Consider the following 10,843-nt stretch of genomic DNA (forward strand, 5'->3'; position numbering starts at 1 on the left):
ACTCCGGCGAGTACTTGCTGGGTGGTGCCACGTCGTGCCTCTCGTTTCCTTACACAGGGATCCTATTGGATCCCTGTCCGGAGACCTCGGGGCACCTCATATGAACTTCCACCGCCTCAACGCCTGGTGGACCGGCACCCCAAGGGCCTGCACCCGCACTTCCCATCTGGCAGCCCTGCGGCCGGCTGGGTAGAGCTCGTGCGCTGAGCACTCCCCTACGTTGTTCTGCGGGAAGCGGCCCAGAGATTTCTCACTCAGGTCGTCCGGCGAAGAAGTCCGCAAGGGAAGATGCGAGCGCCTGTGGAGCCTCTTCGGCCACGTGATGCCCGGAGTCGATGCCGTGGCCGCGTACGTCCGGTGCCCACTGACGCCAGATCTTCACCGGGTCCCCGTACAGGTCCTCGAGGTCGTCCCGGAGCGACCACAGGATCAGCGCCGGGCACTGGATCTGTGTCCCGGCCGCACGGTCGTCCTCCTCGTGCCGCCGGTCGATGGTGAGGCCGGCCCGGTAGTCCTCCAGCATCGCCCGCACCACGTCGGGGTTTCTCGTGGCCGCGCGCCACTCGTCATAGTTCTCCTGCCCCATGCTCTGGGGGTCACCGCGGTACCAACTGTCCGGATCGGCGTTGATGACCCGCTCGGGGATGTCCAGCTGGGCGAAGAAGAACCAGTGCCACCACTGCGTGGCGAACTCGGTCGTGATGCGGGACAGGTGCTCGGTGAGGGGCAGACCGTCGATCAGCGCCACCCGCGAGACCGCGTCGGGATGATCGAGTGCGAGACGCAGCGCGACACTGCTTCCGCGGTCGTGCCCGGCGAGCGCGAACCGGGCATGGCCGAGGGAGCGCATCACCTCGACCACGTCACCAGCGACGGCCCGCTTGGAGTATCCCGCGTGGTCTGCGGTAGGCGCCGGACCGGTGGACCGGCCGTACCCCCGGAGATCGGGACAGACCACGGTGAAACCGCGTCGGATGAGGAACGGGGCGACGCGATGCCAGGTCGCAGATGTCCGGGGGTGGCCGTGCAGCAGCACCACCGGCGGCCCTTCCCCGCCGTAGCGAAGGAGAATCGATGCTTCATCGACCTGAACCCGCCTGGTCTCAAAGTCCTCGAACAAGGCCCGAACCTCCCGCCCTCGTTGACACACCGCCACGGCACCTATCGGCCCAGGACAACTCCGTACTTGCACACGCGGACCACCGGGCCAACAGGCTGCGCAAGCTGGCCCCCTTTGCCGACGAGTGCTGAACCGACACAGCCTTCCTCATGCCCCGCAGATCCCGTGGACACAACTGCCTGATTCGTCAACGGTGTCTCCAATCTGCCGGGAGGGGGCACTGCTTTGCAGGGACGACGGGTCGATGTCCGGCATCGCCCAGCGTCAGCCCGGCAAGCAGGACCGCGAACCTCTTGCCGCTCAGTTAGGGCCAGTGCGATGGAGCCTCTTGAGCTTCTCGCGCTTCACTTCGGAGCGGCCCGGCGCCCGTCGTGCGCGGCCGGGCAGTCTGCGGCGATGCTAATGTCGATCCGGTTTTCACCCGTCGTCCGGGCACCCTCGGATCACGGGTGGAACGCGACGGAGTACGCACGATGACTGCCGAGAAACAGACCGCGGCGCAGGCGACATCAACGGCTGCCGACCCGGTCCAGGGCGGCTCGACCACATCAGAGCAGCCGGGCAGGGTGGGGAACACCGGGCGGTGGCCAGCCACAGCCGTCTTCTTTCTCAACGGGCTCACGCTGTCGACGTATGTCGTCCGGCTCGGATCGCTGAAGGGCAAGCACCATCTGAGCAACGGGCAACTCGGGCTCATCGGTATGGCCTTTGCCCTGGCGGCCCTCGCCTGTATGCAGGGCGTGGGACCGCTGACGGCGCGGGTCGGGACGCGGCCGGTGCTGCGCGCCTCGCTCGTTGTCATGCCCGTGCTGCTGGCGCTGGTCGGCCTGGTCGGCGGAGTCATCGAACTCGTGGTGGTCGTCACGGCGCTCGGTGCTGTGCACGGCACCACCGACGCAGCGATGAACGCCCATGCCGTCGTCATCGAACGACGCCTCGGACATCCCATGCTCAACGGCTGCCACGCCGCCTGGAGCGTCAGCGCGGTCGTGGCCTCACTCGCCACGGCCGTCCTGGAGCGTGCGGGTATCTCGTTCGCCACGCACCTTGTGGCAGTCGCCGCCGCGCTCCTGGCCGGGGGCCTGCTGCTGGGGCGGCTCCTGGTGGAGAGCGGCACGCGGGACCGCGACCGCACGTCCCCGCCCGCACAACGCCGCCGGGGCCGGCGCGGCGGCTGGAGCCGCCAGGTCGTGGCACTCGGCCTGACCGGCACGGCCCTGATGGTCTGCGAGGGCGCCGCCCTCGGCTGGAGCGCGATCTTCCTACACGACTCCCGGGGCGCGTCGCTCGGTCTCGCGGCAACGGCGGTGACCGCGTACACCGGCGCTCAGGCGGTCGGCCGGGTGAGCGGCGACCGCCTGACCCTGCGCTACGGCGCCCCGGCCCTTTTCCGCACCGGCGGCCTCGTCGCGGCCTGCGGCCTGGCGATGGCGCTGCTTTCGCCGGACCCGGTCGCGTCTATCGGCGGGTTCGCCGTCGCGGGCGCGGGCGCCTCGGTCCTGATCCCACTGGCCTACAGCGCGGTCGGGCAGGCGAAGGCGAACAGCCCGGAAGCCGCGACGCTGATCTCCCGGTTCACCACCTTCACCTACGCGGGGATCCTGCTCGGTCCCGCCGCCATCGGCTGGGCCGCCGAGTTCGCCGGCCTGACCTGGACGCTCGCCGCACTGATCCCCGTGCTATGCGCTGTCGCACTCCTGAGCCCACTGCCCAGCCGCCCACAGCACTAGGCCGCCGCCGGAGCCCGTCTCCGCCCACCTCGCGCCGGACGCCAGACCATAATGCACAGGAAGCTGGTGAAGACGGCGCTGGCGACGCACGGACAGGCCGCGCCGACCGGCGCCGTGGTGTTCGACCAGGACGCGCTGCTGCCGATCGCGCTGCTGTCGGGCTGCGCGGTTTACCCGGCCGCCGGCCCCTCCCCGCTGGACGTCCTGCCGTACGGCACGGCGGGGAAGCCGGCGCCGGGCACGTTCCGGCTCGGGGTCTCGCCCGGCATGGTCAAGCACGAAGGCACACAGCCTCTGTTCTGGGCTGTGGAGCTGATGGAGCAGCAGCACAACCCGGCCCGGCACACCAAGGGCGACGACACACCGGACGACGGGGAGTAGAGCGTGGGCGAGATCGACGACGCACTCCACCGCGCGGCCGCAGGCACCGCCACGCGCCCGATCCCAAGTCCGCGCAGGCGCGGATGCGGTTCCTGCTGAAGGCGGAGAAGCAGGCCGCCACGGCCACCGGCATGGTGATCGAGACGAGGGCGCGGTTCGGGTTCACTGCCGCGCCCGGGTCGACGGACGACGGGCGGATCCGCCGGATCACCCAGCACCTGCCGCCCGTCTACGCGAGCCGGCTGTTCGACGCGCAGGCCGCCGGCGCCACCGAGCAGCAGCTGCAGAACATCGCCGCTGAGGGCCTGCAGGAGATCTACTCAAGGACCGCGGCCGCCGCGCGGCCGACCTCGAGGTGGAGTTCACCGGCATCGACTACATCGAGTTCGACTTCTGAGGAGGACCGACGCGGGCCTAGACGTGGAAGCGGTGGAGGTCGCGGCGGCGGGCGTCAGCTACAGGCGACCCGCCGCCGCTTATGGACTCAGTTCTTCTTGTTCAGCATCACGCCGGCGCTGAGCGCAGCGGCGCCGGCGCTCAGCCAGTCAGCGCTCATCCCGGCGCACGCGAGCACGATCACGGTGACAATCACCGCGATGACGACCACGTGCCACCCCTTCGCCCCGTGTACCGGTTCCCCGCCGGGGGCAATCACACAGTGAGGTACTTCCACGTACTTCTCCTCTCGGGCTCTGCCTGGGAGTACCGGCCCTTGGTGCGCTTCAGGTTGGGAAGCCAGGAACGCGCACCGAGGGCCGAACCATTCGGTCATCTGGTCTCTACCCACTGGCCACAGCCGCAGGACGTGACCTAACCGCCAGTGAGGTGCACGCGGGGGCGCACGCCATCACAATCGCGTCCGAACCCCATGAGAGATGCGACCGATTGCCGGTTACCGGTCGGCTTTCCACGTTTTTCGTACATCGCTACCCGGAATGCGAACACTGAGGCTGTTCGGCATTCTCCGACGCCTCGGGGAACGGGATTGGACACAGAAGCGCACCGCCGAGTAGCTGAGTCTTCACCGCCAGCCGCGTACATGCCGTGGGTGCATTCCGTGACTACGCAGCCTTCTTGAGGCGTCGCCAGCAGATCAGAGAGCAGGCGAGCGAGACGGGTCCGTCGTGGAGGTCCAGCCATCGTTCCCAGCGGACGGCGAGGCGCCTGAACTGGTGCAGCAGGGCGAAGGTCTGCTCTACGACATAGCGCAGTTTGCCCAGGCCGTGGATATCGGGTGCGCCGCGTCGGGAGATGACGGGCAGGATGCCGCGGCGGCGCAGTTCGCGGCGGTTGGTGTTGCTGTCGTAGCCCTTGTCGGGGGTCGATACTGGTGGGCTCTCGTATTCAACTGTCGCCGTTTCCCCGAGGAACCCTGCCCATGGGTGACTGTGTGTGAACTACAGACGCTTATCGGCTCCATGCGCTGTCGGTCTCGTCAGGCACCCGGGTGGTGACCTTGTCGTAGTACCCGAGGGCATCCGCGATGACGAGCAGGGGCTTCTGGCGTGCGGAACGCTCCCGCCGAACCGGCTCGCAGTAGGCCTTGCCGGGGGCGCCGGGGCTGTTGGAAGGCCACTACTCGGCTGCCGTCTTCGCCAGCTCGGAGAGTCGGACGAGGATCCGCCTTGGAAGTTCAGCAGCTGTGAGTCGGAACGGGGTCCAGCGGTCTTTGGAGTCTGACTTCATCGATGCCGAGAACCGGAAGCGGCCAACGCTGTTGGGCTCGGTCACCATCTCTCTGAACGTTCCGCTCGGTATCAGCCAGGCCGTCATGATCGCCCCTCGCTCGACGTCTACGGCGACAAATAGCATGTCGAGGCCGGTCCGTGGCTGGAACGTCTGCGACCGGACGAAGGCCATCAGCCTGCCCTGCTGTACTTGAGTCCCGGTGGACATCCTCGCCTTCACCTGCACCGCTAGCGTCGCGGAGCTCCCGCGCCGATGGAAGACGAGGTCCACGCCCTCGTCGTCCACGAGCGACGTGGACACGTTCAACTCGCCACGGGTGGCGAGGATGGACGAGGCCGCTACAAGGTACTCGGCGGCCTTTCCCATCCGTGCAGCTGCTGGGCTCTTGTCCAGGTAGTCCTCGTCGTAGCTCATGACGAGAATCTACCGATCACTGACTTGCGGTAACCATCCGTTCGGATAGAGGCGGTTTACTGGTGGACGCCCCTGTTCAACCGTCGCTGGTTCCCCGAGGAACCCAGCCCGCTGGTGACCTTGTGTGATCCCCTGGGGCGTATCGGCTCCAGGTTCGGCCGGTCTCGTTGCGGAGTCGGCTGGTGGTTTTGTCGTGGTAGCCGAGAGCGTCTGCGACGACGGGTGTGGGGAGTTCGAGGAGTTGCTGCCGGATGGCGGCGCCGCGGGCGGCCGCGGTCGGGACTCCGACTTCGTTCAAGAGCGCGGACAGGTGGTCGGGGCGGGCCGGCTGCCCCGCCCGGCGGCCAGGGAACAGCCGGCGGGACGTGGGGTTGGTGGCGGTGTTCATGTTGTCGCGGTTCGCGGTGTGCTCCAGCAGCAGGGCGGCGACCGGATCAGGGACAGGTGAGGCCGGCTCCCCGAGCCGTAGCAGCACGGTGTCGCCGTCGCGGATGACGTCGTCGACGCTGAGCCGGACGATGCGGCTCACGGGCTGGGCGTAGAGGAGCACGATGACTCCGGCGACGCGGAGACGCATCGGTATCGCCGGATCGGTCCAGCAGCCGGCCAAGGGCATCGAGGCGCTCGTCTTCGCTCAGTGCGGCCCGGCGGGAGATCTTCATCGTGGGGATGGAGAGGGAGCCTCGGCAGCGGCGGCTCTGCATGGCCCAGTTGAGGAAGGCTCTCAAGCAGGTGCGGGCATGTTCGGTGTTCTCGGCGAACCAGGCGTCGACGTCGATCCCCTCTCTGACAGTCTCGGCTGAGACACCTGGTTTGCCGGGGCAGTCTGGATGGGCGAGACAGGAAATTCCTTCAGCATGGCCAGCACTACCCCGATACCCGCCGCCGGTGACGAGCTGGCGCCGAAGCCGAAGCGGCGGACGTTTTCCGCGGAGTACAAGCTGCGGATCGTTGCCGAGTACGACGCCGCCCCGGCCGGGGAGAAGGGCGCGATCCTGCGGCGCGAGCGGCTGTGCCACTCGCATGTCATCGAGTGGCGCCAGGCCCGGGAGGCCGGCGCGCTGGATGCCCTGGTCGACCGGCGGACCTCGGCGGTGCGGCCGAAGTAGGCGGCCGAGCAGGCCGAGCTGGAGCGGCTGCGCAAGAAGGTCGCCCGGCTGGAGAAGGACCTGGCCCGCCGGGACGCGGCTCTGGAAGTCATGGGAAAAGCCAACGCGCTCTTGGAACTGCTCTCCGAGAGCGCGGACTGAAGCACGCCGTCGCACCGGTGGTCGATGAGGCGTTCGCAGGTGTTCAAAGCCAGTTGGGGACTGCGGCGGCCTGCCGGCTGACCGGGCGCTCGCGCGCGACCCACTACCGCCACCTCAACCCGAAGCCGAAGGCCCAACCGTCCCCAAGACCCACGCCCGTCTCGGCCCTCTCACCGGCCGAGCGGGCACAGGTTCTGGCACTGCTGAACCGGCCGGAGTACTCCGACCTGCCACCTGCCCAGGTCTGGGCGCGTGAGCTGGACGCCGGGAACTACTGGTGCTCGCAGCGCACGATGTACCGGATCCTGTCCGCGGCCGGGCAGAACGGCGAACGCCGCCGCCAGGCCACCCACCCGCCCAGGACGATCCCCGAACTCGTCGCGACCGGCCCCTCGCAGGTGTTCATCTGGGACATCACCCGACTGCCCGGCCCGGCCAAGCGCATCTGGTTCCACGCATACGTGATCATCGACATCTTCAGCCGCTACATCGTCGGGCACACAGTCGAACGGGCCGAAACGGGCGAGCGGGCTGAGGAGTTGATCCGCGAGGCCATCGAGCGCAACGGCATTGTGCCCGAGACGGTGCACGCGGACCGCGGCACCTCGATGACCAGCAAGAAAGTGTCCCAGCTGCTGATCGACCTCGGTATCACCAGGAGCCACTCACGCCCCAGGGTCAGCAACGACAACCCTTACAGCGAAAGCCAGTTCAGGACCACGAAGTACGCCGCACTACCCCGAGCGGTTCGATTCACTGACCCACGCCCGGGAGTGGATGGACGCTTTCATCACCTACTACAACCACGACCACAGACACTCCGGGATCGGCCTGCACACCCCCGCCTCCGTCCACTTCGGCACGGCCGAGGAGGTCCGAGACCAGCGGGCTATCGCTCTCGCCGAGGCATACGAACGCCACCCCGAACGCTTCGCCCGCCGCCCGAAACCGCCCGAGATACCCGGCCAGGTCTGGATCAACGACCCCGCCAGACGAGCACAACCCGAGCCACAAAGCTCATAGTGACATAAACGTCTCATTTGACTTGACAACTACCGGCCCGGGCCGTCTTCCACCAGGAGTGGAAGAAAGCCGAGGCGGACGAGAAAATGCGTCGGACCGTTGAAGCATTCCGCCAGTTCCAGGACGGCCAGTTGCCAGCCGGCCCCGGTGCGGACGCTCTGATGGCCGCCTTCCGCGCGGCCGAGGACGAACTCCAAGGACACGAGGCAAGCCCGGCCAAGGTGGTCACCGACCGGCAGGTCGAACTGCTGCTCAAGAAGAAGGCCGCAGTCCTGCACCTATCCGCCGCGAACTACTGCTGGTTCGAGGACCCGACCAAAGCCCTGTGTCTCAAGCTCGCCGGCGCCAAGTCAGCGACCGCTCCGCTGACGGGACTGTGTGACAGCTCCCGCTGCCCGCAGGCCACCCACCATCTCCTCCACCGGCCCGTCTGGCAGACCACAGCGGACAACAGCACCGTCCTGCTGGCCAGCCCGCGCATCCCGGCCGGCGAGAAGAACCGGCTGCGGGCCGAACACGAACGCTCCATGCGAGCCCTCGAAGAAATCGACAAAGCTGCCGGAAAGGCGGGATGACGTGGCAATCCGTCCCGAACAGCGCGATCAGATCGAACGACGGATCCGCGCGGCCATCGACCGACTCCTGGCCGGGCAGATCCCGCCCGGCGGAGCCTGCGACGTGAAGACCCTCGCCCGCGAGGCCGACATCTCCCGCGCCGCCCTCTACCGCACCTGGGGCCACCTCAAAGACGAGTTCGAGCGACGGCGGTCCGCCGCCCAGGCTGCCGGCCAGCAGCCCGACCCGCGTGAGGCTCGGATCACCCTGCTACGGGAGCAGAATCAGCGGCTCACCCACAAGCTCGCCCGCACTCACGCCGAGTTTCGTCAGCTCAAGGAACGCCACCAGCTGGCCCTGTCGTCTTGGCGGCCAAGGACGATGAGGTCCAGCGCCTCCGCCGCCAGCTGAGCACGATCAGCCCCACCGACGCTGCAGGCGTCGTCCCTCTACCCCGGCGATGAACTCCTCTTGCTGAGAGGGCGTTAAGTCCCGTTCCTGGTGATATGGTGTCGCCCGTTCGTGGGTGATGGGACGGTTTCGTCCTCGTGTCATGTCGTGTGCATGATGGGGTTGGCCGACATGGAACGGATGCCGTACGCAACTGACTTGACCGACGAGCAGTGGGCGTTGATCGAGCCGCTGGTCATCGGGTGGAAGCAGGAGCGGGTAGCGCGGTCGGCGACCGGGGACCCGGGCTCCTGCGACCTGCGTGAGGTCGTGAACGCGCTGCTCTACCAGAACCGGACCGGCTGTCAGCGGCGGCTCCTGCCGCACGACCTCCCGGCCGGGTCGGCAGTGTTCTACTACTTCACCTTGTGGCGCCAGGACGGCCTTGACCAGCGGATCCAGGAGATTCTGCGCTGCCAGGTCCGGGAGCGGTCCAGACGATTAGAGGACCCGTCCCTGGTGATCATCGACACCCAGTCCGTCCGCGTGGCGGCCGGGGTGCCGAAGGAGACGACGGGACTGGATGCGAACAAGAAGACGCCCGGCAGGAAGCGGGGACTGGCCGTCGACGTGCTGGGCCTGGTCATCGGCGTGGTGGTCCTCGCCGCGAGCGCGCACGACAACGAGGCCGGCATCGCCCTACTGGACCAGGCGGCCGAGCGGTGCGGGATGCGCCTGGAAAAGGTCCTGGTCGACCAGGGCTTCAAGGACGCCGTGATCATCCACGGAGCGGTGAAGGACATCACCGTCGAGGTGGTCCGCCGCAACCCCGCCGACAAAGGCAAGGGCTTCGTCCCGCAATCGAAACGGTGGGTGGTCGAGCAGGTCAACGGCACTCTTATGCTCCACCGCCGTCTCGCCCGCGACTACGACCACCGGCCCGACAACGCGGCCTCCCGCGTCTACTGGGCCTCCACCGCCGGCATGCTCCGCCGCCTCACCACCCCTACCCCCACCTGGCGGGACGCCATGGAACTGGCCGCGTGAACGTCCACGAACTCCTGCGGCTGCTTCAGACCGAGCACGATGAGACCGTCGCACGCGCCGACCACCTGCGCGAGCAGATCGAGCGGCTCGCCACCACCCTCGCCGAGACCGAAGCCCGCCTGGCCGAGCTCGCCGCCACCCGCAAGGTCATCGACCACCTCACCGCACCCGACGACGGAACGGCTCCCGCGGAGACCGCCACCGCGACCGTCTACCAGCGCATCGTGACCACGTTCAACGAGCACCCCGGGAAGGTGTTCCGCGTCCGTGATCTGCACGAACACCTCGACCTGCCCACCGACGAGCCCTCGATCAACGTCACCCGCTCCCGCCTGGGACGACTCGTCCGCCAGGGACTCCTCGAACAGCCCGGACGCGGCCGCTACCAGAAACGGACTTAACGCCCTCTGGAGACGGTAGAGAGGTGGTTGCCGTTGAGTGAGAGGACAAGAAGACGTGGATGTGTATGAAGCCGTGGACAGTCGCCGGGCGGTACGGGCGTTCAGCGATGAGCCGGTATCCAGGGAAGCACTCGAACGAGTGCTGGCGGCAGCAACGCGGGCTCCGTCGAGCGGGAACCTCCAGCCGTGGCATGTCTATGTCGTGACCGGCGAGCCCTTGGCCGAACTGAAGAAGCGCGCGACGGCCAGGGCACTGGCGGGAGACCCGGGTGATGACCGGGAGTATCCGATGTATCCGGCCGAGCTGACCTCGCCTTATCTAGACCGTTTTTCCGCGGCAGCCGCTCAGCGGTACGAAGCGCTGGGAATCGAGCGCGCAGACCCCGACAGGCCCATGAAAATCGCCGCCCTGAACTCGGAGGCGTTCGGGGCGCCGGTCGTGTTGTTCTGCTATCTCGGCCGGCCGATGGGGCCCGGTCAGTGGGGGGACGCGGGGATGTACTTGCAGACGGTCATGCTGCTGCTGAGGGCGGAAGGGTTGCACAGCTGTCCCCAAGTGATGTGGACGATGTATCGCAAGACCGTCAGCCGCATAGTCGGAGCCGATGACAGGCTCACACTGTTCTGCGGTGTCGCGGTGGGATTCGAGAAGGAAGGCGTGCCACGCCTGCGTACCGGACGGGCGGACATGACAGAAACAGTGAGCTTCATCGGAGTGTGACCGGTCAGACGGTCAAGATCCACGAGGGTGTTCACTGAAGTGTGTAGGAGTTGATCTTGCTGGGTGGTGGGCGGGCCCCGGCTCGACATGAAGGACGCTACGCACAGTGAGTATCGAGAAGT

General features: G+C 67.6%; 13 protein-coding genes and 4 pseudogenes. 11 read left to right on the plus strand and 6 right to left on the minus strand.

The window, feature by feature from the left end; genetic code table 11:
- Positions 1-250: 250 nt before the first annotated feature.
- On the minus strand, positions 251-1,120 hold the full coding sequence (locus tag NFU81_RS40365) for an alpha/beta fold hydrolase (RefSeq protein WP_251502301.1): 870 nt from the start codon (positions 1,118-1,120) through the stop codon (positions 251-253).
- A gap of 473 nt (positions 1,121-1,593) precedes the next feature.
- On the opposite strand from NFU81_RS40365, the gene NFU81_RS40370 reads away from it, so the two are divergent.
- From NFU81_RS40370 to NFU81_RS41555, 3 genes and pseudogenes are all read left to right on the plus strand, one after another.
- Positions 1,594-2,850 (plus strand): MFS transporter, encoded by a 1,257-nt coding sequence (locus NFU81_RS40370; RefSeq protein ID WP_251502290.1) that lies wholly within the window; start codon positions 1,594-1,596, stop codon positions 2,848-2,850.
- 51 nt (positions 2,851-2,901) lie between these two features.
- Positions 2,902-3,231 carry a hypothetical protein gene (locus NFU81_RS40375; RefSeq protein ID WP_422665404.1) on the plus strand — a complete coding sequence of 110 codons (330 nt, stop codon included), beginning with the start codon at positions 2,902-2,904 and terminating at the stop codon, positions 3,229-3,231.
- Positions 3,232-3,362: 131 nt separating this feature from the next.
- Positions 3,363-3,500: pseudogene (locus tag NFU81_RS41555) on the plus strand (telomere-protecting terminal protein Tpg); the annotation flags it as partial.
- A 215-nt stretch (positions 3,501-3,715) separates the two neighbouring features.
- Here NFU81_RS41555 and NFU81_RS40945 read toward each other — a convergent pair.
- From NFU81_RS40945 to NFU81_RS40385, 4 genes and pseudogenes are all read right to left on the minus strand, one after another.
- Entirely contained in the window at positions 3,716-3,838 is a 123-nt protein-coding gene (locus NFU81_RS40945; protein WP_274038197.1) for a hypothetical protein, read from the minus strand.
- Between the two features lie 454 nt (positions 3,839-4,292).
- Positions 4,293-4,532: pseudogene (locus tag NFU81_RS41560) on the minus strand (IS5/IS1182 family transposase); the annotation flags it as partial.
- A 274-nt stretch (positions 4,533-4,806) separates the two neighbouring features.
- A complete protein-coding gene (locus tag NFU81_RS40380) occupies positions 4,807-5,334 on the minus strand; it encodes a hypothetical protein (RefSeq protein WP_251502291.1) in 528 nt (175 codons plus the stop codon).
- 76 nt (positions 5,335-5,410) lie between these two features.
- Entirely contained in the window at positions 5,411-5,863 is a 453-nt protein-coding gene (locus tag NFU81_RS40385) for a hypothetical protein (protein WP_251502292.1), read from the minus strand.
- A 328-nt stretch (positions 5,864-6,191) separates the two neighbouring features.
- Between NFU81_RS40385 and NFU81_RS40390 the strand changes: the two genes are divergently transcribed.
- Entirely contained in the window at positions 6,192-6,443 is a 252-nt protein-coding gene (locus NFU81_RS40390; protein ID WP_251502293.1) for a hypothetical protein, read from the plus strand.
- 412 nt (positions 6,444-6,855) lie between these two features.
- Here NFU81_RS40390 and NFU81_RS40395 read toward each other — a convergent pair whose 3' ends face one another.
- Complete coding sequence (locus NFU81_RS40395) at positions 6,856-6,999, minus strand: hypothetical protein (RefSeq protein ID WP_251502294.1); 144 nt, start codon at positions 6,997-6,999, stop codon at positions 6,856-6,858.
- On the opposite strand from NFU81_RS40395, the pseudogene NFU81_RS41565 reads away from it, so the two are divergent.
- The 7 genes and pseudogenes from NFU81_RS41565 to NFU81_RS40425 form a co-directional block, all read left to right on the plus strand.
- Positions 6,983-7,201, plus strand: a pseudogene (locus NFU81_RS41565) (integrase catalytic domain-containing protein); the annotation flags it as partial. The gene NFU81_RS40395 and the pseudogene NFU81_RS41565 overlap by 17 nt on opposite strands.
- A 124-nt stretch (positions 7,202-7,325) precedes the next feature.
- Positions 7,326-7,607, plus strand: a pseudogene (locus NFU81_RS40400) (integrase core domain-containing protein); the annotation flags it as partial.
- 86 nt (positions 7,608-7,693) lie between these two features.
- Positions 7,694-8,182 (plus strand): hypothetical protein, encoded by a 489-nt coding sequence (locus tag NFU81_RS40405; RefSeq protein ID WP_251502296.1) that lies wholly within the window; start codon positions 7,694-7,696, stop codon positions 8,180-8,182.
- A 1-nt stretch (position 8,183) separates the two neighbouring features.
- Complete coding sequence (locus NFU81_RS40410) at positions 8,184-8,573, plus strand: hypothetical protein (RefSeq protein WP_251502297.1); 390 nt, start codon at positions 8,184-8,186, stop codon at positions 8,571-8,573.
- A gap of 171 nt (positions 8,574-8,744) precedes the next feature.
- Positions 8,745-9,599, plus strand: coding sequence for an IS5 family transposase (locus NFU81_RS40415; RefSeq protein ID WP_251502298.1), 855 nt, complete (start codon positions 8,745-8,747; stop codon positions 9,597-9,599).
- On the plus strand, positions 9,596-10,000 hold the full coding sequence (locus NFU81_RS40420; RefSeq protein WP_251502299.1) for a type IV toxin-antitoxin system AbiEi family antitoxin domain-containing protein: 405 nt from the start codon (positions 9,596-9,598) through the stop codon (positions 9,998-10,000). Before NFU81_RS40415 ends, NFU81_RS40420 begins: the two co-directional genes overlap by 4 nt.
- Before the next feature lie 55 nt (positions 10,001-10,055).
- The gene (locus tag NFU81_RS40425) at positions 10,056-10,721 is read left to right on the plus strand and encodes a nitroreductase (protein ID WP_251502300.1); all 666 of its coding nucleotides are present in this window, start codon (positions 10,056-10,058) and stop codon (positions 10,719-10,721) included.
- Positions 10,722-10,843 lie beyond the last annotated feature (122 nt).

It is taken from the genome of Actinacidiphila cocklensis (assembly GCF_907177275.1).
Classification (GTDB): domain Bacteria; phylum Actinomycetota; class Actinomycetes; order Streptomycetales; family Streptomycetaceae; genus Actinacidiphila; species Actinacidiphila cocklensis.

Coding starts and splice junctions, on each gene's coding strand:
- NFU81_RS40405 (WP_251502296.1), top strand. CDS start 7,694: ATGCGTCGGACCGTTGAAGCATTCCGCCAGTTCCAGGACGGCCAGTTG.
- NFU81_RS40415 (WP_251502298.1), top strand. CDS start 8,745: ATGGAACGGATGCCGTACGCAACTGACTTGACCGACGAGCAGTGGGCG.
- NFU81_RS40380 (WP_251502291.1), bottom strand. CDS start 5,334: ATGAGCTACGACGAGGACTACCTGGACAAGAGCCCAGCAGCTGCACGG.
- NFU81_RS40395 (WP_251502294.1), bottom strand. CDS start 6,999: ATGTCCCAGATGAACACCTGCGAGGGGCCGGTCGCGACGAGTTCGGGG.
- NFU81_RS40370 (WP_251502290.1), top strand. CDS start 1,594: ATGACTGCCGAGAAACAGACCGCGGCGCAGGCGACATCAACGGCTGCC.
- NFU81_RS40390 (WP_251502293.1), top strand. CDS start 6,192: ATGGCCAGCACTACCCCGATACCCGCCGCCGGTGACGAGCTGGCGCCG.
- NFU81_RS40375 (WP_422665404.1), top strand. CDS start 2,902: ATGCACAGGAAGCTGGTGAAGACGGCGCTGGCGACGCACGGACAGGCC.